Source organism: Pseudomonas sp. AC193 (assembly GCF_979258075.1).
Window position 1 is genome coordinate 1,998,877 of record NZ_OZ409832.1, and the last position, 25,155, is coordinate 2,024,031.

23 protein-coding genes, 1 tRNA gene and 1 pseudogene are annotated in these 25,155 nt (G+C 57.9%); 12 read left to right on the plus strand and 13 right to left on the minus strand.

What is annotated here, in order from left to right; translation table 11 throughout:
• Nucleotides 1-78 precede the first annotated feature (78 nt).
• Entirely contained in the window at nt 79-357 is a 279-nt protein-coding gene (locus ACZZ0D_RS09250; RefSeq protein WP_159812071.1) for a hypothetical protein, read from the plus strand.
• Between the two features lie 58 nt (nt 358-415).
• Here ACZZ0D_RS09250 and ACZZ0D_RS09255 read toward each other — a convergent pair whose 3' ends face one another.
• The 3 genes from ACZZ0D_RS09255 to ACZZ0D_RS09265 all read right to left on the minus strand — a co-directional run bounded on the left by ACZZ0D_RS09255 (nt 416) and on the right by ACZZ0D_RS09265 (nt 4,416).
• Nucleotides 416-2,806 (minus strand): TonB-dependent siderophore receptor, encoded by a 2,391-nt coding sequence (locus ACZZ0D_RS09255; RefSeq protein WP_426620200.1) that lies wholly within the window; start codon nt 2,804-2,806, stop codon nt 416-418.
• 118 nt (nt 2,807-2,924) lie between these two features.
• The gene (locus ACZZ0D_RS09260; protein WP_463553015.1) at nt 2,925-3,914 is read right to left on the minus strand and encodes a FecR domain-containing protein; all 990 of its coding nucleotides are present in this window, start codon (nt 3,912-3,914) and stop codon (nt 2,925-2,927) included.
• Nucleotides 3,901-4,416 (minus strand): sigma-70 family RNA polymerase sigma factor, encoded by a 516-nt coding sequence (locus tag ACZZ0D_RS09265; RefSeq protein WP_053120679.1) that lies wholly within the window; start codon nt 4,414-4,416, stop codon nt 3,901-3,903. Before ACZZ0D_RS09265 ends, ACZZ0D_RS09260 begins: the two co-directional genes overlap by 14 nt.
• A 219-nt stretch (nt 4,417-4,635) precedes the next feature.
• On the opposite strand from ACZZ0D_RS09265, the pseudogene ACZZ0D_RS09270 reads away from it, so the two are divergent.
• The 3 genes and pseudogenes from ACZZ0D_RS09270 to ACZZ0D_RS09280 all read left to right on the plus strand — a co-directional run bounded on the left by ACZZ0D_RS09270 (nt 4,636) and on the right by ACZZ0D_RS09280 (nt 9,597).
• Nucleotides 4,636-6,762 (plus strand): annotated as a pseudogene (locus ACZZ0D_RS09270) (TonB-dependent siderophore receptor).
• A 358-nt stretch (nt 6,763-7,120) separates the two neighbouring features.
• On the plus strand, nt 7,121-8,857 hold the full coding sequence (locus ACZZ0D_RS09275; RefSeq protein ID WP_463553016.1) for a diguanylate cyclase: 1,737 nt from the start codon (nt 7,121-7,123) through the stop codon (nt 8,855-8,857).
• A 197-nt stretch (nt 8,858-9,054) separates the two neighbouring features.
• Entirely contained in the window at nt 9,055-9,597 is a 543-nt protein-coding gene (locus ACZZ0D_RS09280) for a P-loop NTPase family protein (protein ID WP_463554782.1), read from the plus strand.
• Between the two features lie 28 nt (nt 9,598-9,625).
• Here the strand turns inward: ACZZ0D_RS09280 and ACZZ0D_RS09285 are convergent, their stop codons facing one another.
• Entirely contained in the window at nt 9,626-9,904 is a 279-nt protein-coding gene (locus ACZZ0D_RS09285; RefSeq protein WP_463553017.1) for a hypothetical protein, read from the minus strand.
• Nucleotides 9,877-9,964: transfer RNA gene (locus ACZZ0D_RS09290), tRNA-Ser, on the minus strand. Before ACZZ0D_RS09290 ends, ACZZ0D_RS09285 begins: the two co-directional genes overlap by 28 nt.
• Before the next feature lie 122 nt (nt 9,965-10,086).
• Between ACZZ0D_RS09290 and ACZZ0D_RS09295 the strand changes: the two genes are divergently transcribed.
• Complete coding sequence (locus tag ACZZ0D_RS09295; RefSeq protein WP_053120677.1) at nt 10,087-10,758, plus strand: Bax inhibitor-1/YccA family protein; 672 nt, start codon at nt 10,087-10,089, stop codon at nt 10,756-10,758.
• A 69-nt stretch (nt 10,759-10,827) separates the two neighbouring features.
• Here the strand turns inward: ACZZ0D_RS09295 and ACZZ0D_RS09300 are convergent, their stop codons facing one another.
• Entirely contained in the window at nt 10,828-11,154 is a 327-nt protein-coding gene (locus ACZZ0D_RS09300) for a YceK/YidQ family lipoprotein (RefSeq protein ID WP_463553018.1), read from the minus strand.
• A gap of 58 nt (nt 11,155-11,212) precedes the next feature.
• Entirely contained in the window at nt 11,213-11,650 is a 438-nt protein-coding gene (locus tag ACZZ0D_RS09305) for an Lrp/AsnC family transcriptional regulator (RefSeq protein ID WP_053120674.1), read from the minus strand.
• A 138-nt stretch (nt 11,651-11,788) separates the two neighbouring features.
• Between ACZZ0D_RS09305 and ACZZ0D_RS09310 the strand changes: the two genes are divergently transcribed.
• The gene (locus ACZZ0D_RS09310; RefSeq protein ID WP_463553019.1) at nt 11,789-12,688 is read left to right on the plus strand and encodes a DMT family transporter; all 900 of its coding nucleotides are present in this window, start codon (nt 11,789-11,791) and stop codon (nt 12,686-12,688) included.
• On the opposite strand, the gene ACZZ0D_RS09315 is transcribed toward ACZZ0D_RS09310, so the two are convergent.
• The 5 genes from ACZZ0D_RS09315 to ACZZ0D_RS09335 form a co-directional block, all read right to left on the minus strand.
• On the minus strand, nt 12,685-14,583 hold the full coding sequence (locus ACZZ0D_RS09315) for an acyltransferase family protein (protein ID WP_463553020.1): 1,899 nt from the start codon (nt 14,581-14,583) through the stop codon (nt 12,685-12,687). The two genes, ACZZ0D_RS09310 and ACZZ0D_RS09315, sit on opposite strands and share 4 nt — an antisense overlap.
• Before the next feature lie 81 nt (nt 14,584-14,664).
• The gene (locus tag ACZZ0D_RS09320) at nt 14,665-15,705 is read right to left on the minus strand and encodes an FUSC family protein (RefSeq protein ID WP_463554783.1); all 1,041 of its coding nucleotides are present in this window, start codon (nt 15,703-15,705) and stop codon (nt 14,665-14,667) included.
• A gap of 61 nt (nt 15,706-15,766) precedes the next feature.
• Nucleotides 15,767-16,726 carry an HlyD family secretion protein gene (locus tag ACZZ0D_RS09325; RefSeq protein ID WP_212550686.1) on the minus strand — a complete coding sequence of 320 codons (960 nt, stop codon included), beginning with the start codon at nt 16,724-16,726 and terminating at the stop codon, nt 15,767-15,769.
• Between the two features lie 2 nt (nt 16,727-16,728).
• Nucleotides 16,729-17,076 (minus strand): DUF3302 domain-containing protein, encoded by a 348-nt coding sequence (locus ACZZ0D_RS09330; RefSeq protein ID WP_053120668.1) that lies wholly within the window; start codon nt 17,074-17,076, stop codon nt 16,729-16,731.
• Nucleotides 17,077-17,178: 102 nt separating this feature from the next.
• Nucleotides 17,179-18,804, minus strand: coding sequence for an NADP-dependent glyceraldehyde-3-phosphate dehydrogenase (locus tag ACZZ0D_RS09335; protein WP_463553021.1), 1,626 nt, complete (start codon nt 18,802-18,804; stop codon nt 17,179-17,181).
• Nucleotides 18,805-19,218: 414 nt separating this feature from the next.
• On the opposite strand from ACZZ0D_RS09335, the gene ACZZ0D_RS09340 reads away from it, so the two are divergent.
• The 5 genes from ACZZ0D_RS09340 (at nt 19,219) to ACZZ0D_RS09360 (ending at nt 23,635) form a co-directional block, all read left to right on the plus strand.
• A complete protein-coding gene (locus ACZZ0D_RS09340; protein WP_400749850.1) occupies nt 19,219-19,575 on the plus strand; it encodes a c-type cytochrome in 357 nt (118 codons plus the stop codon).
• 76 nt (nt 19,576-19,651) lie between these two features.
• Nucleotides 19,652-20,980, plus strand: a complete 1,329-nt coding sequence (locus ACZZ0D_RS09345) for a D-arabinono-1,4-lactone oxidase (RefSeq protein ID WP_463554784.1) — start codon at nt 19,652-19,654, stop codon at nt 20,978-20,980.
• 74 nt (nt 20,981-21,054) lie between these two features.
• Complete coding sequence (locus tag ACZZ0D_RS09350; RefSeq protein WP_463554785.1) at nt 21,055-22,263, plus strand: DSD1 family PLP-dependent enzyme; 1,209 nt, start codon at nt 21,055-21,057, stop codon at nt 22,261-22,263.
• Nucleotides 22,264-22,479: 216 nt separating this feature from the next.
• Nucleotides 22,480-22,953 (plus strand): YbjN domain-containing protein, encoded by a 474-nt coding sequence (locus ACZZ0D_RS09355; RefSeq protein ID WP_212550690.1) that lies wholly within the window; start codon nt 22,480-22,482, stop codon nt 22,951-22,953.
• A 172-nt stretch (nt 22,954-23,125) separates the two neighbouring features.
• Nucleotides 23,126-23,635, plus strand: coding sequence for a GNAT family N-acetyltransferase (locus ACZZ0D_RS09360; RefSeq protein ID WP_463553022.1), 510 nt, complete (start codon nt 23,126-23,128; stop codon nt 23,633-23,635).
• Nucleotide 23,636: 1 nt separating this feature from the next.
• Here ACZZ0D_RS09360 and ACZZ0D_RS09365 read toward each other — a convergent pair whose 3' ends face one another.
• Entirely contained in the window at nt 23,637-24,329 is a 693-nt protein-coding gene (locus ACZZ0D_RS09365; RefSeq protein ID WP_463553023.1) for an aspartate/glutamate racemase family protein, read from the minus strand.
• Nucleotides 24,330-24,528: 199 nt separating this feature from the next.
• Here ACZZ0D_RS09365 and ACZZ0D_RS09370 point away from each other — a divergent pair, with 199 nt between their 5' ends.
• Entirely contained in the window at nt 24,529-25,020 is a 492-nt protein-coding gene (locus ACZZ0D_RS09370; protein ID WP_053120651.1) for a hypothetical protein, read from the plus strand.
• Nucleotides 25,021-25,155 lie beyond the last annotated feature (135 nt).

Consider the following 25,155-nt stretch of genomic DNA (forward strand, 5'->3'; position numbering starts at 1 on the left):
AAGACGGTGCTTCGTCAGCCCTTTTGAACCTATTTCAAAACAGCCTGCTCAACCGGGAAATGTTCGGGGGTAGATGTGATGAATGTTTTCAGAAATCAGCTGACGACTGAGCAAGAAGCAAGACTGCTGGCTTTGGATGCCTGGCATCGGATGTCGGAGAATCGAGCACTGCGCATGGACTGCCCCGATGCCTGGCACGACGAACTGTTGCGCCAGTCCGACGAAATGGATCGGTTGGGCATGTTAACGCTGACCGAATGGTGCGACCTGCGAAGGGACGCAGACGAAGCCTATCTGCGTGCGGTGGCGGGTGAGGATTATCATGCAGGTCATCAAGCTAGTGTGTATCGAGGTTGACGGTACCCGCCGTACAGCGGGTACCGCTTCCAATGTGCGAGAAGGCCTGCCTACCGGCTTACCACTTGTAACTCACTTTGGCGGTAATCTCACGGCCCGGGTTGTAGAAGTTCGCGGTGCCGGAACCGACCACGTGCTGCTCATCCAGCAGGTTGCTGAGGTTCACCGCAAGGTCGGTGCCCTTGGCGATTTTGTAGTTGAACGCGGCGTCGAACAGCGTGGTGCCATCGCTTTTGCCGGAGTTGGCGGCGTCGAAGTAATACGAGCCGACGTAGCGCGCACCCAAGCCAACGCTGACATCCGTGGCGGGGACGTCGTAATAACTCCAGAGCGAAGCGGAATGCTTGGGTGCCGTGGCGAATTCATTGCCCTTCAGGGAGCTGCCGTCGTACAACGAACCGCGCTGTACCTCGGACTCCATATAGGAATAACCACCGATCAGGCTGAGGTTCTGCGTCACCTGCGCCTTGGCCTCCAGGTCGAGACCACGCGCACGCGATTCGCCTACCGTCTGTTGCTCAATGATGCCGCTCGGCAGCACCACGGCGATGGTGACGTTTTCCTGGGTCAGGTCATAAACGGCTGCGGAGAACAGGGCGTCCATCCCCATCGGCGCATACTTCACGCCTATTTCGTACTGCCTGCCCGTCTGCGGTGTGACGCCAACCTGCGGCGGCGAGACGGATTCCACCATGCTCACATAGGTCGACACCTCATCGTTGACGATGTAGGTCAATGCACCTCGGTAAGAGGTTTCGGAGAAGGTGTCTTTCTCAGTCGATTCCAGGCCTTTGCTGGTCAGATCCATCGAGTCGTTGCGCACGCCCCCGGTGACGATGAAACGCTCGTAGAACGACAGGTTCTGCTGCAGGAATACGGCTTTGGTGGTCGCGTCTCGCTTGTTCACGGCATACGGCGCGATTGAGCGTGAAACGCCAGTGAAGACGGGGTTTGCAATGTCAATCGAGGTCGTCGGGGCGTAGACCGAGCTTTCCTTGGTGGTTGAATCGAGGTACTCCACGCCGACCAGACTGCTGCTGTCGATGTTCTCGAAACGGGCATCGTATTGCAGCATCAGATTGCCGTTGAACTGATCGGCTTCGGTGTCCGTTCCAAACTGATAGCGGTCAACGGTAGTACCGACTCGCGCGGCGCTGTCGCTGAGGTAAACGTAGCCGAAATCATCGGTCAACTTGCTGTAACGCAGGTTGCTGCGCAGTACGAAACCGTTGTCAAAGTCATGGGTGATGTTACCGCTGAGGCTGGTGCGCTCGACATCGTGAAAGTTGTAGCTGGGCTCGCCATAGAACTTGCTGCGGTCGTATTCTTTGTCCAGCGGATAGCCACCACTGTTGGGCGAACTTTCGGTTTTCAGGTAGTCCAGAATCATCGTCGCCGACGTGTAATCCGTCGGTGCCCAGGTGAGGCCACCCATAAACAACTGGTTGTCGTCCTGCGAGTGATCGTACTCGCGGTCGCTGTTTTGGCCTTTGGCAGTAAAGCGGCCAGCCAGGGTTTTTTCGTCGTTCAACGCATCGCCGACATCGATGCCTGTCTCGACATGGTCAAAGGAGCCGTAGGTCACATAGCCTTGGCCAAACTGCTCGAAGCGCGGCTGTTTGGTCACGAAGTTTACCGAGCCTCCAGGATCCGCGGGGCCGAACAGGGTGGAGTTGGCGCCGCGCAGAATTTCGATGCGCTCGTAAGCGAATGGATCTTCGCGCACGCCGCGCATCGAACTCAGGGTCAAGCCGTCACGGTAGGTGGTCGCCTGGAAACCGCGGATCTGGAAATAGTCGTTACGGTCATCCGTACCGTAGAAGTCAGTGATCACGCCCGGCGTGTATTGCAGCGCCTCTTCCGTGGTGCTGACGCTGCGCTGTTCCATTTCCTTGTTGGTGACCACCGATACCGATGCCGGTGTATTGAGAATGCTGGTGGCCACTTTGCCGCCAACCCAGAGTTCCTTGGCGACCACCGAGTTGGCGTCGTCGTCGGCACTGACCCTGACCTTGGCATTAATGATGAGGGGGGCGAGGCGGTAGTCCTCGATACCCGTTGCGTCGAGTTCAAGTGGGCCGGCAGGCGCTGGTTGAGGTGTCAGCAGGTAAGCGGACGGGCCTTGCTGCTCGATCTGCAATTCGCTTCCCTGCAACAACGTGGACAGTGCGGTCGACGTATCCAGCGTGCCGTTCACGCCTGCCGTTGTGCGATTCGCAACGCTCGATGCATCGTAGGAAAGACTGATGCCAGCCTCGCGCGCAAAGCGGTCAAGCGCCGGCGCCAGTGGGCCGGCAGCGATATTCCACTGCTGAACCTGTTTGCGCTGTTCGGCGCTCGAAGATTGCGCCAGCGACGGCAGGGCGTAGCTGCTGACCATCAAACCCAGAATCACACCGTGTACGGCGTGGCTCAGTGGATGGCGCTGTGTGACCGCGGACGAACTCATTTTCTCGCTCCAAGGAAGGGTATCGACAGATTGGCCTGTAAGTCGGCCTTCCTTACAAGTCGAACGAGAATGAGAAACTACCTCATTATTTTTGCTAAATAAGACAAAAGAAGCTTATTCAACTGGCAGCGGTCAACGTCACCCAATAACGCGTCCGATAATCAACGCGCAAATGCAGCGACTGCGCGACCAATGTCAGTACCTGATCGTTGTCGGCGAGCTGAAAAGTGCCGGAAACCCGAAGGTCGGCAACCTCTTCGGCGCAGCGCAATACGCCGGGGCGGTAGCGCGACAACTCCGCGATAAAATCCCCAAGACGCATATTGCGTGCGCTGATCACACCATCATTCCAGCCCCAGACATCCAGGCCATTGTCCCTGAACTCACGGGCGCCACTTGATGTGAACAGCAGCTGATTGGCGGTCTGGGCACTGCGGCTACTGCTGGCGGCCAGGGTTTGACTGGCGCCAGGAAATACCGTGACGGTGCCTCCCTGAACCGCGAGCAAGGTGCCGTCGTCACGTTCCCGCGCCAGGAAGCGGGGACTTTGCGCGCGCATGATTCCGTCGCGTGTTTGTACCCAAAAGGGACGCGCGCGCGCCGCGTGTTCATCCGCGCCGACATTCACGATGACCTCACCACGCCGCAGAATGAGCAGACGTCGCTGGGCGTCGAAATCACTGTCGACAGCGCTGTCGCTATTGAGCTGGACAAGGCTGCCGTCATCGAGTTGCACGCGGCGCTGCTCGCCGGTGCTGCTGCGTTGCTGCGCAAGCATGGCCGGTACGGGTGTGTAGTCCCGGCCGAGCCAGGCGGCGGCGCCAACCGTGGCCAAAAGGCCTAACAGCTTCAGGCTTTCCCGTCGGCGCAGGCCATGGCGGGAACCATCAAGGGTTTGTCGGGCCAATTGCGGCGGCATGCTCGCGAACTCATCCCCAAGCGATTCCACACGCTGCCACGCCAATCGATGCTCCGGACGCTGCTGCAGCCAAAGCTCAAAAGTGCGCTGCGTTTGCTCATCTGCCTTGTTGAAGCGAAGGCGCACCTGCCAGTGGATGGCCTGGTCTACAACGGCCGGATCCAGCGCCTGCGACTCATGCCTCGACATAACGCAACCGATAGCAGTGTTGCAGGGCGGTGGCCAGGTCGCGCTCCACCGTCGCCCGGGAAACGCCGAGTTTTTCGGCTATTTGCGCACAGGTCAAACCGTCGAGCCGGGCAAATAAAAACGCCTGGCGAACTCGCGGTTTGAGCATGTCGAGCATGCGGTCGATGCGCTCCAGCGAATCGAGAATGAGCAGTCGGCTTTCTTCCGAGGGCACCTCGTGTTGAGGCAGCAACGCGACGCTTTCCAGGTAAGCACGTTCGAGTTCGCGACGACGATACTGATCAATCATCAGCCCGCGGGCAATGCTGCTCAGATAGGCACGGGGTTCGCGCAAGGGGCTTGATTGCCGGGATTTGAGCAGACGCACAAAGGTGTCTTGCGCCAGGTCTGCGGCGTTATCGCGACAACCAATGCGTCGGCTCAACCAGCCATGTAACCACGAGTGGTGGGTGCGATAGAGCAGCGCTAGATCTGCAGTGCCTAGTGTGTCGTCGCTGCTCATCGGCATCCCGGTAAGTACATGATTGATAATGACTCGCATTCTACTCAGGCGATAGCACCTCAGGCAAATGCGGGCGCAGGGTCTGCGCGGGGCGAGTTATACGAGTGCTGCATACGTTAATGGGAATTTGTGTCAATTGCGAATGTGTTTGTATAGCATGCGCGGGATTTTGGCGGTTTTACTCCCTGTATTGGCCTATTCGTAAAGGTTTCTCTCTTCATGCGTCGAACCCTGCTTTCCATTTGTGTGCTGCAAGCCTTGTCGCCTGCCTCTTGGGCTGAACAAGTGGAGGGGACACCCTCAACGCTCGAACTCGACGCAACCGATGTCATCGGTACTGCCAATTACGAGAGGGCGGACGGCCCGGTGCAGAGTTATCGGGCGACTCGATCGGCCAGTGCCACACGTACCGACACGTCGATCCACGAAACCCCACAATCGATCAGTGTGGTTTCGAAGGATGTGGTCGAGGATCTGGGCGCCACCCGTTTGCAGGACGCGCTGGACTACGCCGGTGGCGTCGGGCGGGCGAACAATTTTGGTGGCCAGGGCCTGACCACATTTACCGTGCGTGGCTTCACCACCGGCGAGTTTTATCGCAACGGTTTCCCGATCAACCGCGGCTATCCGAACATGCCGGATGCCAACACGATCGAACGCCTCGAAGTGCTGCGCGGCCCGGCCACCATGCTCTATGGTCGGGGTGATCCTGGCGGCACCTTCAACGTGGTGTCCAGACAGCCGTTGCCCGAGCGCGCCGTCACTCTTGGCAGCCAACTCAATGATCAGGGCATGAAGCGCGGCACGCTGGATGCTTCCGGCCCGCTCGACGAGGAAGGGCGTCTGGCCTACCGAGTTAACGTAGTGGGCGAGGGCGGCGACACCTTTCGAGATCACGTTGAAACCGAGCGCTACGGCATCGCGCCCGTGCTCACCTGGCAGGCAACCGACGCGACCAAGCTGATTTTCGAAGGCGATTTCATGCGCAACAACGCGCCTCTGGATCGAGGCGTTACTCGCTATGCGAAGCAGATAGGGACTGCCTCGCGCGACAGTTTTTTTGGCGAAAAAGACGTTGGTAAACTGCATAACGACAACAACATGGCGCAACTGCGTTTCGAGCACATGCTCAACGACGACTGGACGTTAGGCGGCGGCTTCCAGTGGCTCGACGGATCGCTCAAGGGCAATGCCATAGAGGCCAACGGTATTGCCGCTGACGGCCGCACTCTGGGGCGCAATTTCAACTATCGCAAGCTGGAGTGAACCGACAAGGATACCCAGCTCAATCTGACTGGCCATTTCGAAATCGCGGGTTTGCAGCACACGTTGCTCACCGGTATCGAGTATGAGGATTACGACTACAAGTCGATCATTCAACGCTCCAGCGGAGCCGTTGGTGCGTACCCGATCGACATCTTCGATCCGGTGTACGGCCAACCACGTCCGGCACTCACCCGCACGCCCACTGATGACATGGAAAATCTCAAGACGTATGCCGCGTTCGTGCAGGATCAGGTGGCGTTGACTGACAGACTGAAAGTACTGGCCGGGGCGCGTTTCGAGCGCTTTGAACATGACTACGAAACCTATGTGCCCGGCGCCAAGAGCTGGCAGGCGAGTGACAACGCGGTAACGCCGCGCATCGGCGTCACCTACGACTTGACCGACACATTAGCGATCTATGCCAACACCGCGCGCTCGTTCAAACCGAACACCGGCGCCAGTCGTCAGGGCGGCGGGTTCGAGCCGGAGAAAGGCAAGTCGTACGAAATGGGCATCAAGTGGGAAGCGCTGGATCAGCAGTTGAGTGTCGACGCGGCGATCTATCAGATCGAAAAGCGTAACGTGCTGACCACCGATCCTGTTGATTCGACCTTCAGCGTCGCGGCGGGTGAGGTGCGCAGTCGTGGTTTCGACGTCAACGTGGCCGGCAACCTGACGCCCGAATGGCGCGTGATTGGTGGGTACGCCTATGTCGATGCCGAAGTGACCAAAGACAACGTATTACGCTCCGGCACGCGACTGCTGAACATCCCGAAAAACAGCTTCAGCCTGCTGAATATGTATGAGTTCCAGGATGGCACCTTTAAGGGGTTGGGCTTGGGCACCGGGCTCAAGTACGTCGACGAGCGCGCGGGACAAACCGCCAACACCGCGTTTTCGATGGGCAGCTACACCGTGGTCGACCTGCTCAGCTTCTATAAGGTCAATGACAAGGTGCGGCTCAATCTTGACGTGAAGAACCTGTTTGACCGTGATTATGAAGAGGGTGCATTCGGTAACGTCTATGCCTATCCGGGAGCGCCGCGAACAGTACAAGTCGGTATTGCCTACACCTTTTAACGTGCAATGCCGGTGCAGGCCTCACCTGCCGCGATCACGCGGGAGGTGAGGCAATGTGCGCCATTCCCGAATGGCAGAAACGGCGACTATGGATTTGCACTGGAAGAGTAAAACAGCTGCATTTATGACGTGGCCTGTATTGTCCGCGTTCGGCCAGTAGCGGCCAGTCAGGTGGCTGTGTTTTTCGACCCCTTTTAGCCATTCCTTAACGACAAAGATTGGGGGCTTTTTGTGCGTTGAGGAAAGCAAATGCAGAGCAATCGAGATCACCACCCATGGCCGATGTATCTGACGTTAGAAGCAGGTGCATCTAGGGTGATCTATCTTTACTGCTCATCTCTGATCGTGGGGGCGTCAAATGCAATGGCAGCGGCTATCGAAGGGTATTCGACGCTTCTTCTCTGGAGATACCCGCCCCAGGCGCATCGTGATGTTATGTTTTTTCGCGGTATTCATCGTGACCACGGTACTGGCTGGCCGCCAGTACTGGGTGAGTTGGCATCGTGAAATTAACTCTCGTCAGTACAATTTGCAGTTGCAGGCCATCGCCGTCGATTCCGGAATCGATACCTTGAAGGAGCAACTGCGCTTCCTGCGTTCAACCGCAGAACGCACTCTGCTCAATGAACGAAAAAATCCAGAAAATACCAATTCTGAACTCGCGCCAAAAATGACACAGTACTCGGCAAAAAATGATGTTTGGAATTTGCCGGTTGCGCCAGAGAACGCTCCTATTCTAGCCCTTGGCGTTACGCGTTTGCAGACGATTCCCGAGTTCCAGCGTGATCCCGCTCAATTACGCGAAGATCTGCAACTGGCGCAGTTGATGAGCCAGCTCCTGCCCGTGCAGTATCAGCAAGGTAAGAATCTTGCAAATGTCCTGTACCTGTCTACTTCCGGCGTAATCGTGGCCCATCCCGCGATCGATGCCGATCAGGTCGAACCTGCGCTGCATGAGATTGCTACCTCGAGCCTGCTTCAGAGCAGCCCTACGGCGCAATTCGGTTCTTCTATTGCATTCTTCGCACGCGTGGGCCGTCCGATCTCTTCAGGGAATCGCTTGCAGTTCGGGACACCGTTGCTAGTCAACGGAAAGGTCAGGGGTGCGATCGTGTTCGATGTGCCTCAACAACGGCTGCAAGCTTACATGCAAGAGACGACGTCTCCCGGGGAAATACATGTCCTGCTCGATCAGCGAGGCGTTCTGATAGGTTCAAACGAGAAAAGTTTCTCCACGCGAGAGGAGGACTGGCTCAAGATAACCTTGGAAAACCGGCCTTCAGTCACCGTGTCCGAGTTGTTTCAGCGGGCATCCGGCGAATTTGAAACAGGGAGCGACTATTTTCTCTATCGCAAGCTCGATCGTTCGGGGCTCATGTTGATCGACAAAATTTCGAAAGCAAACCTCCGTTGGACGGTCGTATCGCAATTTAGCAATGTGTTTGTGTGGATCTGGATTTCTTTGGGTTTGTTGATGTTGATGACACTATTGATTGTGGATCTACTGCTGAAAAGACAATTGGCGCTCATTGCTCAATTGAGCGAGTTAAGCCTGATAGATACATTGACTCAGTTGGCCAATCGTCGTCGCTTGATGGCTGATTTCGCGACGATGACCAAGCGCCTACGTGGCGAAAAACCCATTGCCTTGATGATGCTCGATATAGACAAATTCAAAGCCATCAACGACAACTGGGGGCATTCGGCTGGTGACGAAGTTCTCAAGCATCTGGCGACGTTATGTCGTGCGTTGGTGCGTACGCAGGATTTGGTAGTTCGATATGGCGGCGAAGAGTTCTGTGTGCTGCTACCCGGTGCAACTCTGAAGGAGGCGACTTCGATTGCGGAAAAAATACGGAATGCCATCGCTAATTCCGTCTGCCTTCCCGATCCTCGAACCTTGTCGCGCACGGCACCATCGACCGAGATACGCATTACCGTGTCCATCGGAGTAGCTGAGTTGGGAGGTGACGGCTGCGATCATCTGGATCATCTGGTAGCCAAAGCTGATGGACGTCTTTACCTAGCGAAGCAGAACGGCAGAAACAGAGTGATCTGCGATGACTGCCTTTCATTAGGCCCGATACCCATTTGAGTATTCAGAGCAATAATTCAAGACGGGGTGAACAAAATCTCCCTGTCGGGAAGGACGGGATCCGGCCAGAAGCGGACATCCGGGAACTACTGCTTCCGATCAGAAGCAGTCATTTGCAGCCCAGAAAAAAGTGAGACCCAATCGAGTAAGGGATATATTGCCTGCCTCGAAACAGACTTGTATTCATGGAGGAAAAATTGCGGATTTACATTACAGGTGCTTCGTGTGCGGGCGTGACTACTTTGGGTCAAAACGTCGCAACTCTGCTCGGTGTACGCCAAGTCGATGTCGATGATTACTTCTGGATGCGCACTGACCCTCCTTTTACGACCAAGCGAACTCCCAGTGAGCGCGTGTCATTGATCCAGCAAAAGTTCGGTGATGACGATTGGGTGCTGACCGGTTCTTGCATGGTCTGGGGAGAAGCACTGATTACCCATGTCGATCTGATTGTTTTCGTTGTAACTCCAACACCCACTCGCCTTGAACGGCTGGCCGCCCGTGAAAAGGAGCGTTTTGGAGATCGGATAGCACCGGGCGGTGACATGCATGAGATACATGTAGCCTTTCGGGAATGGGCTTCGCAGTATGACGATCCGAACTTTTCAGGACGCAACTGGGCGTGGCACGAGGCGTGGCTATCAGAGCAGACCGCTCCGGTCTTACGGATTGACGGGATGAACAGTGCTGAAAAGATGGTTGCGGATGTCATTCATGCGTTGTCGCAAGTAGCGCAATAGCTCGAGACCGGAACGGCTGAGGCACGACTCAACACGCTTTAGTAATGCCCGCTTCGGGTCGATACCTGCCATTTTTGAACGTCTGCTTTTGGCCGGAAGCTGCCTGTTGAAGATAGCCAAACTCACCTGAGTGTCGAGGTCGGATCATCGATATCGAAGGGATAGAGTTGCGGAAATGACCGAAAAGTTGCGGAAACAATCCAGAAAGGGATGACCAGGAAAATCGAATTGCAGAAACGACAAAGCCCTGAATAATCAGGGCTTTGTCGGTACCAAATATGGCGGAGGCGATGGGATTCGAACTCATGGACCTGTTACAGTCGACGGTTTTCAAGACCGTTGCCTTAAACCACTCGGCCACACCTCCGTTGCGTTGCGGGCGCCATAATACCTGAATGAAACACACTGTCAAACTCTCTGCATGGCTTGTTACAGAGCGTCTGTTATGATCTTTGCGACTGAACGTTTCAAACCAACAGGAGTGTCGCCATGCGCGAACAGGATTACGCAGTTAATAACGGCGTGCAGGCTGAGCAGCTAGAGGTTAGCCGCGTCCTGCGCAACACTTACGGCCTACTGGCTCTGACCCTCGCATTCAGCGGCGTGATGGCTTTCGTTGCGCAGCAGATGCGCGTTGGCTACCCGAACATTTTCGTGGTGCTGATCGGCTTCTACGGGCTGTTCTTCCTCACTAACAAACTCCGCGACTCCGCGTGGGGCCTGGTGTCGGCGTTTGCCTTGACCGGTTTCATGGGTTTCCTGCTCGGCCCGATCCTCAACCGTTACCTGGGCATGCAGGGCGGCGCTGAAGTGGTCAGCTCGGCATTTGCCATGACCGCACTGGTCTTCGGTGGTCTGTCGGCTTACGTGTTGATTACCCGCAAGGACATGAGCTTCCTCGGTGGCTTCATCACCGCTGGTTTCTTCGTCCTGCTGGGCGCAACGCTGGCTAGCTTCTTCTTCCAGATCAGCGGCCTGCAACTGGCGATCAGCGCAGGTTTCGTGCTGTTCTCGTCGGTCTGCATTCTGTTCCAGACCAGCGCCATCATCCATGGCGGCGAGCGTAACTACATCATGGCGACCATCAGCCTGTATGTATCGATCTACAACCTGTTCATCAGCTTGTTGCAGATCTTCGGCATCATGAGCCGCGACGACTGATCGCTGTCGTTAGAAAACGAAAAACCCGCCTCGGCGGGTTTTTTGTTGTCTGCAGGAAAGCTTACGGGATCAATTGATAATGATGCTGCCGTCTGTGTGCTGTTTATAGATGGTGTAAGGCAGCAACAGCGTATCGAGGACGCCGGACGCCGCTGCATCGATCAGCACGCCGGGGTTGGCATTGTTGTAGTCGAAGGTGTCGACACCGTCCTTCACTTCCGCGTGCATCAGGCAGAAGTCGTAGGTCACGCCGCTGTAGATTCGGGGCACGGCGCCGCAGTAGGTTTTTTCGTCCTTGAGGCTCTTGGCCGCGGCTTCATCGCTGCGCACGACCGTCTGCACCGTCCCGCAACCACTGAGCATCACCGCTGCAATCAACATGACCTGAGTTTTCATTACCGCCAATCCTTCGCCGGAAAAAACTCAATCTACGCTGAACGTGCTGAAAAAGCACTCACGCCATCGGTGGCAGACGGCGCTTGACCGGAGTTTTCTTGACGATCGCGGTGTTGGTTTCCGCCAGCGTATTGAGGCGGTCGAGGAGGGTGTCCAGTTGTTCCATCGAGCGCACATGCAGGCGGGCGATAAAGCAGTCTTCGCCCGTCACCTTGTCGCATTCGGTGAATTCGGGGATCGACATGATCTGCCGCTCGACTTCCTGCAACTGCCCCGGCAACGGGCGCACGCGGACGATGGCTTGCAGTTGATAGCCGAAGCATTTCGGATCGATCTCGACGGTGTAGCCCTTGAGTACGCCGCGTTCTTCCAGACGCTTCAAGCGCTCGGCCACGCTGGGTGACGACAATCCGCTGATCTGCGCCAATGCCTTGAGCGAGCGGCGCGAGTCTTCCATCAATGCGCTAATCAGAATCTGGTCGATATCGTCAGTCATGTATCTACTCCCGGATTAGGCGATTTCCGATAATCACCCGCGATAAAAAAGGCAGATTCGCAGTTTAGCCTGTCTTTTGCTCTGGAGAGAGCCCCTGTCCGCTAGGCATACTTTTGTCACAAAGACAGGAGATAAATGATGGACACAACAACCCGCCGCGGCTCATTTGAAATGACCGCCGCCATGCTGATATCAGGAACCATCGGCTGGTTCGTGTTGGTCTCCGGGCAACCGGTGCTGGACGTGGTGTTCTGGCGCTGCGTGTTCGGCGCTGGCACCTTGTTGCTGATTTGCGCTGCGTTCGGCTTTCTGCGCCCGGGCATCCTCACTCGCACCACATTCTTGCTGGCGGTGCTCAGCGGTGTGGCGATTGTCGGCAACTGGCTGCTGTTGTTCGCCTCATATTCGAAAGCCTCAATTGCCATCGGCACGGCGGTGTACAACGTGCAGCCGTTCATGTTGGTGGGGTTGGCGGCGCTGTTTCTCGGCGAAAAAATCACCCTGCAGAAACTGTTCTGGCTGGCGATTTCATTTATGGGGATGCTGGCGATTGTCAGCGCCCACGGTACGCAGGGCGAGAGCGGAAACGATTACCTTTTGGGCATTGCCCTGGCGCTGGGCGCGGCGTTTCTTTACGCGATAGCCGCGCTGATCATCAAGCGTTTGACCGGCACACCGCCGCATCTGATCGCGCTGATTCAGGTCTGCACCGGCGTACTCTTGCTCGCACCATTCGCGCATTTCTCCGCGCTGCCGCAAGCGCCGAGTGCGTGGGCCAGCCTGATCACGCTGGGCATCGTCCACACCGGCCTGATGTACGTGTTGCTCTACGGCGCGATCCAGAAACTGCCGACCGCACTGACCGGTGCGCTGTCGTTCATCTATCCGATTGCGGCGATTTTCGTCGATTGGTTCGCCTTCGGTCATCGACTGCAACCGCTGCAATGGCTCGGCGTGGCAGCGATTCTGCTGGCGGCAGCGGGCATGCAACAGGGCTGGGGTTTCAAGTCCAGAGCCGGTGTCGCTGCACGCCCTTAAATGGCTTTGATCAAATCTTTGAACGCGCCTTTCAAAAGCTGATTGCCGGCATCGACCAGATGATTGTCATCAAAGTACAGCGGCTCGCCATTCAGCGAGCCCATGCAATCGCCATCGGGGCACAGCAATGGCGTCGGGTCGATTACTGTTGCGTTGCACTGTTTGGCAGCGGCTTCGATGGTGAAATTGGCGATCCTGTTGCGTTTTTGATAGTCGACCAAAGGCACTGAGATATCGGCGGTCTGCTGGAAAATCCGCTGATTGAGGTTCAGGCCTTTATATACGCTGAAGGGCATTTCCGGGATCGGCCGGACGATATACACCGGATGGTTTTGCGCGATCTCACACACGGTTTTGCTGTACTCGGCCACGTATTCGTCGATGAAGGCCGATTCACCTTTGGGGCTGTCAGGGAAGTGAATGCGATAGCTGTTGCCCCGGCCGGGATCGGAGTACAGCGCGGCCCGACTGAACAGCACCACCGGAACACCCTTGTACGAATCCTTCAAGATCTGCAGCTTTTCATGGTTGAAGGCTTGGCACTTGGCTTGAAGATCCTTGTCGTGCATTTCGAAGTTCTGCAATTGAGGACAGCCACCGCGTGACCACGATAGCGCGGCGTGCGGATTGTTCATCTGCACCGCAGCGGCGGTCGATTCGGCATGGCTGTCGCCGAACAGAATCACCGAAACATCCCCGGTGCCCAGTTTGCAGTCCGCCGCGTCGTAGGCGTTGGCGTAGCACGCTTTTGGGTAGAGTTTGCTGGCGTATTGCGGTTGTCCGAGGTCGACGAATGCAAACCGCGCAGCGGGATACTTCTTCACTAGCGACGAGGTCACCGACGCCACGACAATGACCGCCACCGTCAGCGCGGCGAACTTGAACAGCGTGCGCGGCGGCGTGGTGATCTTGCGGGTTTTCGATTCTACGTATCGGAAGGACAGCGCACCGAGCACGAATGACAGAACAATGCCGCCCAGCACATGCGGCCAACTGCTGAGCAAACCGCACAGATACAGCAGCACCACCAGCGGCCAGTGCCAGAGGTAAACGGAGTAGGAAATGCTCCCGGTAAATTGCAGCGCCTTGTTGCGGCTGAACAGCGAATGCGTATTGCCGTAAATCACCAGCATCGTCCCCAGCACCGGCAGCAGCGCCAGATAACCTGGCCAGAGATCGTTTTCGGAAAAGCCCAGAACGCTGATCAAAATCGCGATCAAGCCAAACGCTTCGCTGAGTAAGCCTTTACGCTGGCTGAGCCGCAGCGGAAACAGAAAGACCAGTCCGCCGGCAATCATTTCCCACGCGCGGGTGGGCAGCATATAGAAGGCAAAGGTCGGATTTTTCTCCGTCACCACTACCGATGCGGCGAATGAGATCACCGCCAGTGCGAGCAGCGCATAGCGGGTCTTTTGCGAACCGAAGAATTTGTACAGCCCCATGACCAGCACGGGGTAGAGCATGTAGAACTGCCATTCGACGGAGAGCGACCAGGTGTGCAGCAGCCAGTTCTCGTGCAGCGGTGCGTCGAAGTAGTTGCCGTCTTTAGCGAACAAGAAGTTCGAGCTGAACAGCAGACTGCTTTTGATCGTGCGGATCGATTCGCGGAAATCATCCAGCGGCAGATACACGTAGCCGAAAATCAACAGCGCCACGCACAGTGTCGCCAGCGCCGGGATGATCCGTCGGGCTCTGGAGGCGTAGAAGCCGAGCAGGGAAAACTTCTGTTGTTGCAGGCCGTTGAAGATGATCCCGGTCATGAGGAAACCGGAGATCACGAAAAACACGTCGACCCCGGCAAAGCCGCCATCGAAACCGAGGACGTTGAAGTGAAAGAGCACCACCGACAAAACGGCGAGTGCCCTCAAAGCATTGATGTTTTCCCTGAACTGCATGTGCGCATCCATTCACGTACTTTGCGATGGCGCATTGTAGTGATCATGTCTGCGTTGTTACACGGGAAAATTCGCCGCGCGTCAGATGTTCCAGCGCGGCGCGGTTTTCGCCAGCCGCTGACGCATGTCGCCGATGTTCGCGGCGAGCTGTCGGGTCAATAAGCGATAACCGTCCAGCGCGCTGTAAACCGGTGCGTCCAGGCCGGCGTCCGGCAACTCCACAGGTCGATCGAGACGTTGGCTTGCGCCGGTTTTCAACGCCCGTGCCATGCCGATCAATTGCACCCGAATCTGCCGGTGTTCGGCCTTAAGCGCTGATTGCAGATGCGCCATGGCCTCGGGGTCGTTAGCGTCCGGGCGGGTGTTGCCGAGGATTTCCAGGGTGCTGATGCACATGCGCAGGTTGCGCTGGATCGCATCCAGTTCGGTCATGGAAATCTTCACTTCCTTGGACACCGACGGCATCAGCGAGCGCAGTTGCACCATCACCGCGCCCAAACGGCCCATCAGTTTCAGATGTTCATCGGCGCTGACCGGTTGGCCGCTGATGATCCGTCCATACACCGTGGCGCAATCGCGCAGCGCATCGGCGAGGTTGTAGCGCCACGAGTACACGGCGTACAGCGGCAGCGCGAAGGAAAAGGCCAGGGCGAGGGCGATGCCGATCAGAATATCGACGCCGCGCCACAAGCCGTCGGTGATCGGGTTGTCACCATGCCCGGCGACGATAAACACCGTGATCGCCGAGAGCAGGGCGGTGTAACCCCCCTTGCCGATGGCGTGATAGGAGAAGAATCCGCAGACCACCGCCATCGCAAAGTACGTCAGCCACGGCATGCCGAGCCACGCCTGTTGCGCCACGAGAACCAAGCCTACGGCGGCGCCGATCAACGTGCCGGTGGCGCGCTCGGCGGCTTTTTTGCCGATGTTGCCGTGGTGCTGCAAGCCGCCAATCACCACCAACATGGTCACCGAAGCCCACTCGCCGTGGGGCAGATTGATGCCGGTGGTCAGCAGAATCGTCGCCAGCAACCCGAGGGCAACACGCACGGCGTGGATCAGTCGGGCGTGGCGGTAGCGCCGGTACGGATCGAGCAACGGTCGCAGGATTCGGCGCAACAGCGGTGGCAGTCGATGGGTGCTGTGAGTACTCAGTGCGAACCTCTCGTCAGTGTTTTTCAGATCAATGGAAAGGGAAAATGTAATTCATCCAGGCCGCCATGCGCAGGAGAATTTTGCGCATCGCGCCGATGTGATGAAAGTGCTGACTGTACAGCGCCGCCTGACCGTAAGCGCCGCCGGGCATCTGTTTGGCGTACTGGGCGTAGTCCGGATCGGTGATCTCAATGATCACCGGCACTCGCCCGGCCGGGGGCGAACCGGTGTAGCTGATCAACGTGCCGGACGGTTGAATCTGCCCTTCGGCAATCACGCCGATGACGCTTTTCACCCGACCTTCGAAGACCTTGCCGGGAATGCCGTCGAAGGCGACTTCTGCCTCGTCGCCGACGGTCAGACGCAGCAGGCTGTTCTGACGCATCCACGCAGCAAAATACTGGCCTTCTTCGGGAATAAACACCATGGACGGGCGCAGCGGCAACTTGCTCGCCATCATCCCCGGACGCAACGAAACGTGGGTGACGAAACCTTTGCTCGGCGCGCGAACGGTGGTGTTGTCCAGCTCGAACTGGGCGTTGTCGAGTTGCGCCTGCAGGTCATCGGTGCGTGAGATGGCGGCATCCAGTTCGCGCTGAGTGCCGAAGTTACGGCGGATCAATTCGGTGATGCGATAACGATCGCCCTTGGCCGCGACCAGTTGCGCCTTCAGCGATTTCACCCGGTTTTCAAACGGCGTCGGATCAATGCGAAACAGCACATCGCCTTTTTCCAGCGGCTCGTTGCCGTGCACCGGTACTTCGATCACCTGACCGCTGACGATGGGAATCACTGGCACAGAGACGAAGTAGGAACGCGCCACCTCGGAGTAGGGGTGGTTGTAGTTCATGGTGAAAATCAGCGCACCGATGATCAGGATTCCGCCCAGAACGGCGGTGGGCACCGTCCATTTATTCAGCGGGATGCGGAAGATCTTGAACAGCGCGACACAGAATGCGGCGTACGTGAGGATGAGCAGCAGATCCATGCTCAGTTCCCCTCTTTATCAGAGCGCGGTGACTGCGCTTCAAGCCGCTCAATGCGACCTTGCAGCTCTATGACTTGCTGCTCCAGCCGCAGCACGTGGTTCTGCACCGGTTTGCCGTCACCGAAACCCCAACCGCGATCCTCGCGATACGCCATCGCCCAGATCCACAGAAACGGCCACAACGCGTGCAGGGTGAACAGGCTGACCCAGCCCGTGGCATGGATCGCATCCTGATGCGGGTGATTACGGTGAACGGCAATTTCGTACGGAATGTCATGCAGCACGATGATCCCGTAGAACAGCACGAGACCGACAAACACCAACAGACCCAACGCGACGTAATCAAGCATGTTCAGCTCCCGGCATCCAGTGCAGCGCTGGAATCAGTGTAGACACTGAAATGCCGGGAGCTTCACGTATTCAGACGAGAAGCTGATGACTTCCCAATTCGCTTAGAAGATGTAGTCCGTGGTCAGGAAACTCGAATCGCGGCCACGAATGATTTCGCTGATCAGATCCTTGTTGCTGTCCTGGAACTTGGTCGCCACCAGCGTGCGGATCGAAAACACCCGCAAGGCGTCGTGCACCGACAACGTCCCTTCGGCCGAGTTTTTGCGCCCGTTGAACGGATAAGTGTCCGGGCCACGCTGGCATTGTGCGTTGAGGTTGATCCGCCCGACCTGATTGGCAAAGGTGTCGACCAGTCGGCCGACCGCCACCGGGTTGGTGCCGAAGATGCTCAACTGCTGGCCGAAATCCGACTCCAGTACGTAATCGATCACCGTATCGAGGTGACGGTACGGCACGATCGGCACCACCGGGCCGAACTGCTCTTCCTGATAAACGCGCATCTGCGGGTTCACCGGGTAAAGCACCGCCGGGTAGAAGAACGACTCGCGGGATTCGCCGCCATTGGGGTTGACCACTTGCGCGCCTTTGCTCTGCGCGTCGGCCACCAGACCGTGCAGATAATCGACTTTGCCAGCCTCCGGCAACGGCGTCAGCGACACACCGCTGTCCCACGGCATGCCCGGTTTCAGCGTGGCCAGTTTGGCGTTGAATTTTTCGATAAAGCTGTCGACCACGTCTTCATGGACGAAGAGGATTTTCAATGCGGTGCAGCGCTGGCCGTTGAACGACAGCGAGCCGGTGACGGCTTCGCTGACGGCATTGTCTAGATCGACCTCCGGCAAGACGATGCCCGGGTTCTTCGCGTCCAGACCCAGGGCGGCGCGCAAGCGGTGTGGTTTCGGGTGCAGTTTTTTCAGGTCGCTGGCGGCTTTGTTGGTGCCGATGAAGGCGAAAATATCGATCTTGCCGCTGGCCATCAGCGCGCTGACAGTTTCGCGGCCACTGCCGTAGATCACGTTGATCACGCCGGTCGGGAAGCTGTCGCGGAAAGCTTCAAGCAGAGGACGGATCAGCAGAACGCCGAGCTTGGCCGGTTTGAACACCACGGTGTTGCCCATGATCAGCGCCGGGATCAGCGTGGTGAAGGTCTCGTTCAGCGGATAGTTGTAAGGGCCCATGCACAGCGCGACGCCGAGTGGTACGCGGCGGATCTGGCCGAGGGTGTCCTGTTCCAGCTCGAAACGGCTGGAGCGGCGGTCGAGTTCCTTGAGCGCGTTGATGGTATCGACGATGTAATCGCAGGTGCGGTCGAACTCTTTTTCCGAGTCCTTGAGGTTCTTGCCGATTTCCCACATCAGCAGTTTCACCACGGCGTCGCGCTGTTGGCGCATGCGGCCGAGGAAGGCTTCGACGTGCTGAATGCGTTCGGCCACGCGCATGGTCGGCCACAGGCCCTGGCCACGGTCGTAGGCACGCACGGCGGCGTCGAGGGCGGTGAGGGCGGTGTCGGCATCAAGCAACGGCGTGCTGCCGAGGATGACTTGCTCGTCTCCATTGTCACGGTGCAGATACACCGGGCTGCGCACCGTCGCGAGCGGGCCGTCCCAGCGGCGCAACTGGCCGTCGACCAGATATTCACGTTGCTCGACCTGACCGTCGAGGCGATATTTTTCCGGGATGTCGCTGACAGAAGGGAACAGATTGCCAAGGATGTTTGCTGTGCTCATGTCGCTACCCCGCGTGCCAATTTGAAAGTCTGTAACGGTTATACGCCTGAATGCCGCGAAATTTAAACCCGCAAATGTCACCCGAATGTCACCCAAACCCCCAGAACAAAAGGGGTGGTCACAAAGTATCCCTGTAGGAGCTGCCGAAGGCTGCGATCTTTTGATCTATCAGGCCTATGCGATCCAGTGTGGGAGCGGGCTTGCTCGCGAAGGCGTGGTGTCAGGCGACATCATTGTTGAATGATCGACCACCTTCGGGAGCAAGCCCCCTCCCACAATGGATTTGTGGTGTTTTGAGAGTTTTCTACTGGCCCCGTTTGCCCCCCTCACTGTCCCGCAATGCCCTCAACCCGCTGGCGCGCCTGCCTTAAGGTGTGATCACAACAATAAGCGATGCCACCCTTGAGGATCGTCATGCGGGCAATTCCCATCACATTACTGCTGACTTTATCCGTGGCGCTGTTTGGCTGCGGCGAAGACCCCAAACCCCCGGCCACCACCGCCAGCAACGCCATGCCCAAAGACCCGGCACTGGCGCAGATCTACGCCAACAGTTGCCAGCTCTGCCACGCCAATCCCGCCGCCAACGCGCCACTCACCGGTGATCGCAAAGCCTGGGAACCGCGCATCCAGCAAGGCGCCGACACGCTGCTCGACCACGCCATCAACGGCTACAACGGCATGCCGCCGATGGGTCAGTGCGTCGAGTGCAGCGAAGAACAATTTCTGCAATTGATCGGCTTCATGGCCGACCAGCCGCTCCCACAATAAGGTGCCCGGCATGACGATGGATCTGACACGGCGCCAGTTATTGCAACGGGCTAGCATCATCGGCGCGTTCAGCGCGTTGGCGAGCAATCCGGCTCTCGGCCAATTGATGCGCGCGCCACGGCTGATTCCGTGGCGCAACTGGTCGGGCGGGCAGAGTTGCCTGCCGGCGGCGCGCCTTGCGCCGAAGAATCTCGACGAATTGACAAGTTTGATCAAACTGGCCCAAGGCAAGATCCGCCCGGTCGGTTCGGCGCATTCCTTCAGCGCTCTGGTGCCCACCGACGGCACGCTGCTGTCGCTGAGCTACTTCAATGGCCTGCTCGATCACGATGCAAAAACCTTACAGGCGGAATTCGCCGCCGGCACACCAATGTCGCGCATGGGCGTACCGTTGAAAGACATCGGCCAGGCCCTGCAAAACATGGCCGACATCGACTACCAGACCCTCGCCGGCGCGATCTCCACCTCGACCCACGGCACCGGCAAAAACTTTCAGTCCTACTCAGCCCACGTCTGCGGCATGCAACTGGTGACCGCCAATGGCGAGGTGCTCGACTGCGACAGTCAGCGTCATCCCGAGGTGTTCAACGCGGCGCGCGTCTCCCTCGGCGCCCTAGGCGTGGCGACCAAAATTCGTCTGCAAAACCGTCCGGCTTATCGCCTGCGCGAACGCCAATGGATCGCCAAGACCGAAGAGCTGCTGGAAGACATCGACAAGAACACCAGCGAAAACCAGCACTGGGAAATGCTCGTCGTCACCCACTCCGACTACGCCTTGTCCATCGCCCTCAACGAAACCGATGAGCCGGCCACGCCGCCCATCCCGCCGGAAGAAGAGGGCGGCAACGAGTTCGTCACTCTGATCGAAAAGATCGACAAATATGGCAGCGACTTCCCCGACCTGCGCCGCACCATGCTCAACAGCCTGCGCCATCTGGCGAGTTTCGATGATCGCATCGGCGACTCGTTTGACATCTACGCCAACGTGCGCACCGTGCGCTTCAACGAGATGGAATATTCGGTGCCCGCCGAACACGGCCCGGCCTGTCTGCGCGAGATTCTCAAGCTGATTCAGGACAAGGATCTGCGCACCTGGTTTCCCATCGAGTACCGCTACGTCAAAGCCGACGACATTCCGCTGAGCATGTTCGAGGGCCGCGACAGCTGTTCGATCTCGGTGCACCAGCATTACCAGATGGATCATCACAATTTCTTTGCGGCGGTCGAGCCGATTTTCTGGAAGTACAACGGCCGCCCGCACTGGGGCAAATTGCACACGCTCAACGCGAAAAACCTGCAACCGCTGTACCCGCGCTGGCGCGAGTTTGTCGACGTGCGCCAGGCGCTGGATCCTAGCGGGCGATTCTTGAACGCGCATTTGTCATCGATTCTGGGGGTGAGCTGATGGCGGTTAATCGACGTAACTTCCTGCTCGGTACATTGGGCGTCGGCGCCTTGCTGGTCGGGGTTGGCGCGTGGTTGCGGCCGGGCGATCGTGGCGGGCCGTACAGCGATTATTTTCGTGCGCTCAATCGCGAGTTGAAAGATAAAGGCCCGATGCGGCCGGTGCTGCTGATCGATCTGGATCGACTCGATCACAACATCGACGTGGTCATGCAATCGGTGAAGCGCGGCGGCAAACAGTTGCGCCTGGTGGAGAAATCACTGCCGTCGCCGGGGCTGCTGAGCTACATCGCGCAACGCGCAGGGACACAGCGTTTGATGTCGTTTCATCAGCCGTTTCTCAATCACGATGCGGTGACGTTTCCGCAGTCGGATATTTTGCTCGGCAAGCCGTTGCCGGTACGTTCAGCCGAGTTGTTTTACCAAACCCACAAAGGCCCGTTTGATCCGTCGAAACAGTTGCAATGGCTGCTCGACGGCCCTGAACGATTGCAGCAATACCTGCAACTCGCGCAGGGCCTGGGCACGCGGATGCGCATCAGCATCGAGCTGGATGTTGGCTTGCATCGTGGTGGGGTCAGCGATGTGAATGTACTGGGGCAGATGCTCAAGCTGATCAGCGCCAACCCGCAGCATCTGCAGTTTGCCGGGTTTATGGGCTACGACCCGTTCGTGGGCATGGGCGTGCCGGGGATACTCGGTTCGCCCGAGGAATTGTTCGCCAAGGTCATGGTGATTTATCAGCGCTGCGTTGATTTCACTCGACAGCAGTTTCCCGGTTTGTGGCACGAAGATTTGTGCCTGAACACTGCCGGTAGCCCGAGTTATCGCATGCATGAAAACGAGCAACTCAGCACGGAAGTGTCGGTGGGCACGGCGATGCTCAAGCCGACGCACTACGATTTGCCGTCGCTGACCGAGCATGTACCCGCGACCTATATCGCCACGCCGGTGTTGAAAAGCACCGGCGCGGTGAACATCCCGGCGCTGGACGACAAGTCGCGGCTGTTTTCTTGGTGGGACGCGAATCAGCGCGAGACCTTTTTCATCTACGGCGGCAACTGGATGGCCGAATTCGAATCGCCGCAGGGTTTGCAAAGCAACACGGTATACGGGCGCAGCTCGAATCAGGAGATGGTCAACGGCTCCAGCGCGGTGGGCCTGAATATCGAAGATCAAGTGTTCCTGCGCCCGACCCAGACTGAAGCCGTACTGCTGCAATTTGGCGACCTGCTGGCGGTGCGCGGCGGCAAAATCGTCGACACCTGGCCGGTCTATTCCTGATCCCTCAGCCACCGCAAAACCCCTGTGGGAGCGGGCTTGCTCGCGAAGGAGTGTCAGTCAACGCATGTGTGGCTGATCCACCGCTTTCGCGAGCAAGCCCGCTCCCACATTTTTTTCGCGGCCCGTGCCGAAACCGCAGAACGGTCTACGCTTGAAAACGCCATGACCGAATCAGCCCAAGCATGGCGTCTCAATCTGAAGAACAAGGAAGATCCAATGACTCAATTGATCACCCAGGTGTCCCCGCAATCCTTGACCGACGTGCTGCAAGCCGCCGGTTATCGCGTCAACCAGACCGAACAGAACGGCATCGTCCAGCTACTCAGCGCCAGCCAGGGCATTGGCTACGCCGTGCGTTTCGGCAATCCGGCGGCGGAGCAGGGCAGCTACGTCGACTTCACCTTCAGTTGCGCATTGCGCGTGCAAGGTGAGCTGCCGGCCGGCGTCGCGGAACGCTGGAACGCCACTCGGCGTTTTGCGCGGTTGTCGTTGCAGGGCGAATTTCTGGTGATGGAAATGGACGTGGTGGTCGGCGCCGGGGTCAGCAACGATCACCTGCGCGGCAACCTCGAATTGTGGGATCGCCTGTTGCAGGAGTTCATCGTCTATCTGCGCGATTTCAGCCAGACCGCGCAAGCCACCCCGGCAACCGTCGCCGTCGCCGAGCAAGAAGAAGTCGCCCTGACCTAACACAATCCCCCTGTAGGAGCTGCCGAAGGCTGCGATCTTTTGATCCTGGTTTTTAAGATCAAGATCAAGAGATCGCAGCCTTCGGCAGCTCCTACACGGGTTTGTCTGTGGCGGATGAGGGCGTTGTCGGTTTAGAGTGGACGGCCACATAGAGATCACGGACGGATCTACCATGCCTGACGACATCCATATCGAACGCTCCAGCGAAGCCCACATCGAGGGCATCACTGCGCTCTATAACGACCCGGCCGTCGCGCGGCAGGTGTTGCAGATGCCGTTTCAATCCACCGAAGTCTGGCGGCAGCGGTTGCAGGCGGAAAACGATCGGGCGGTGAAGCTGGTGGCGCTGCATGAAGGTGTAGTGATCGGCAATCTCGGGCTTGAAGCGTTTTCACGGATTCGCCGGGCGCATGCCGGCAGTTTCGGCATGGCCGTTGCGGTGGCGTGGCAGGGCAAGGGTGTCGGGTCGAAACTGTTGACGGCGGCACTGGACGTCGCCGACAACTGGATGAACCTGCACCGCGTCGAGCTTTCGGTGTATGCCGATAACGAAGCGGCGATCAGCCTCTACCGCAAGTTCGGGTTCGAGGATGAAGGGCTGTTCCGCGATTACGCGGTGCGTGACGGGCAATGGGTCGACACCCTGAGCATGGCCCGTCTGCGACGCAGCACTAAAACCTGACTCAGTCGCCCAGTGCGAACGCCACCGCCGACTGTGCATGCAGTTCGGTGGTGTCGAGCAGGGGTAGGGCGCTGTGTGCGGGTTTGACCAACATACCGATTTCGGTGCAACCGAGGATGATCGCCTGCGCGCCGCGTGCGGTCAGGGACTCAATGACTTTTTGGTAGGTCTGCCGCGAGGCTTCGCTGATCACGCCGACACAGAGTTCGTCGTAGATGATCCGGTGCACGTCCTTGCGTTCGGCTTCGTCCGGCACCAGAACCTTCAAACCCTGAGCGATCAGACGTTGCTTGAGGAAATCCTGTTCCATGGTGAACGCTGTGCCGAGCAGGCCAACGGTGCGTGCGTCGATTGCGATCGCAGCCTGGGCTGCCGGTTCGGCGATGTGCAAAAACGGAATGTTGATCGCTGCCTGAATCTGCTCGGCGACCTTGTGCATGGTGTTGGTACACAGCACCACGCAATCAGCGCCGCCGGCTTCGAGCCTGCGTGCAGCGTCCACCAGAATCGCCGCCGCATCGTCCCAGCGCCCGGCGTGCTGGGCTTGTTCGACCGGGCCAAAGTCGACGCTGTACATCAGTATTTGCGCCGAACGCAGTGGCCCGAGCCGGTCGCGAACCTGTTGGTTGATGAGTCGATAATATTCGGCGCTGGACTCCCAGCTCATACCGCCGATCAGGCCGATGGTGCGCATTGAAATTCCTCGATCAATGATCTGTGTTTTCCCCGAGTGTCCTTTTCTTCAAGGCCTGATGCCAGCAGCAATTGACTGTACCGCTGATCTTTCACGCAAGTGTCACGGTGTGTTGCAAAACCGCAGGCGATTTACCGTACACCGGGGCTTCGATCTGCCACTATCGAACATCGCAGGATCCTTTCCGAGGCACACAGCAATGAGCGACGTACAGCAACTGGGCGAGATGCTTCGTCATTACGCCGAAAGCGAAGCGCACAAAAAGCAACTGTTCGAAACGCAGTCGCAGGTCTGGGCGAGCCGGATCGAAGGGCTGTTCGGCGATATTCAGCGATGGCTGGAGCCGGTGCAGGCGCCGAATCTGCTGGAAGTCAGCCGCGAGGCGTACGTTGCGTTCGGCCCGAGTACGCCGGTCGAGACCTCGACGTTCAAGACCGAGAAACTGAGCATCGTGATTGCCGGAAAACCGGTGGAGTTTGTGCCGGATGTGATGGGCAGCGCCGGGCAGATTTCGTTGGCGGTAATGGGTCTGACGGCGGCGCGTTACGGCAGTATTTCGTTGGTGGGGCTGCCGGGCGGCGAGTGGCAGTGGCGCAAGACCAATGGTTTGAAAGATCCGGACACGTTTGTGTTCGATGCGAATTTTTTGGCGTTGCAATTGCAGAGCCTTATCCCCCGCGAACGCGGCTAAGATCAAGGGCATACCCCCTCACCCCAGCCCTCTCCCCCAAGGGGGCGAGGGGAAAGGGAGCCGATCTTTGTTGTGTTCAATTGCAAGTTCGACTCAGGACTTTCAGGTCGATGTACCTCGAATATCCAACCCGGT

Bases quoted from the DNA above. Each gene is read 5' to 3' on its own strand.
- ACZZ0D_RS09250 (WP_159812071.1), top strand. From the start codon at position 79: ATGAATGTTTTCAGAAATCAGCTGACGACTGAGCAAGAAGCAAGACTG.
- ACZZ0D_RS09255 (WP_426620200.1), bottom strand. From the start codon at position 2,806: ATGAGTTCGTCCGCGGTCACACAGCGCCATCCACTGAGCCACGCCGTA.
- ACZZ0D_RS09260 (WP_463553015.1), bottom strand. From the start codon at position 3,914: ATGTCGAGGCATGAGTCGCAGGCGCTGGATCCGGCCGTTGTAGACCAG.
- ACZZ0D_RS09265 (WP_053120679.1), bottom strand. From the start codon at position 4,416: ATGAGCAGCGACGACACACTAGGCACTGCAGATCTAGCGCTGCTCTAT.
- ACZZ0D_RS09275 (WP_463553016.1), top strand. From the start codon at position 7,121: ATGCAATGGCAGCGGCTATCGAAGGGTATTCGACGCTTCTTCTCTGGA.
- ACZZ0D_RS09285 (WP_463553017.1), bottom strand. From the start codon at position 9,904: ATGAGTTCGAATCCCATCGCCTCCGCCATATTTGGTACCGACAAAGCC.
- ACZZ0D_RS09295 (WP_053120677.1), top strand. From the start codon at position 10,087: ATGCGCGAACAGGATTACGCAGTTAATAACGGCGTGCAGGCTGAGCAG.
- ACZZ0D_RS09300 (WP_463553018.1), bottom strand. From the start codon at position 11,154: ATGAAAACTCAGGTCATGTTGATTGCAGCGGTGATGCTCAGTGGTTGC.
- ACZZ0D_RS09305 (WP_053120674.1), bottom strand. From the start codon at position 11,650: ATGACTGACGATATCGACCAGATTCTGATTAGCGCATTGATGGAAGAC.
- ACZZ0D_RS09310 (WP_463553019.1), top strand. From the start codon at position 11,789: ATGGACACAACAACCCGCCGCGGCTCATTTGAAATGACCGCCGCCATG.
- ACZZ0D_RS09315 (WP_463553020.1), bottom strand. From the start codon at position 14,583: ATGCAGTTCAGGGAAAACATCAATGCTTTGAGGGCACTCGCCGTTTTG.
- ACZZ0D_RS09325 (WP_212550686.1), bottom strand. From the start codon at position 16,726: ATGGATCTGCTGCTCATCCTCACGTACGCCGCATTCTGTGTCGCGCTG.
- ACZZ0D_RS09330 (WP_053120668.1), bottom strand. From the start codon at position 17,076: ATGCTTGATTACGTCGCGTTGGGTCTGTTGGTGTTTGTCGGTCTCGTG.
- ACZZ0D_RS09335 (WP_463553021.1), bottom strand. From the start codon at position 18,804: ATGAGCACAGCAAACATCCTTGGCAATCTGTTCCCTTCTGTCAGCGAC.
- ACZZ0D_RS09340 (WP_400749850.1), top strand. From the start codon at position 19,219: ATGCGGGCAATTCCCATCACATTACTGCTGACTTTATCCGTGGCGCTG.
- ACZZ0D_RS09355 (WP_212550690.1), top strand. From the start codon at position 22,480: ATGACTCAATTGATCACCCAGGTGTCCCCGCAATCCTTGACCGACGTG.
- ACZZ0D_RS09360 (WP_463553022.1), top strand. From the start codon at position 23,126: ATGCCTGACGACATCCATATCGAACGCTCCAGCGAAGCCCACATCGAG.
- ACZZ0D_RS09365 (WP_463553023.1), bottom strand. From the start codon at position 24,329: ATGCGCACCATCGGCCTGATCGGCGGTATGAGCTGGGAGTCCAGCGCC.
- ACZZ0D_RS09370 (WP_053120651.1), top strand. From the start codon at position 24,529: ATGAGCGACGTACAGCAACTGGGCGAGATGCTTCGTCATTACGCCGAA.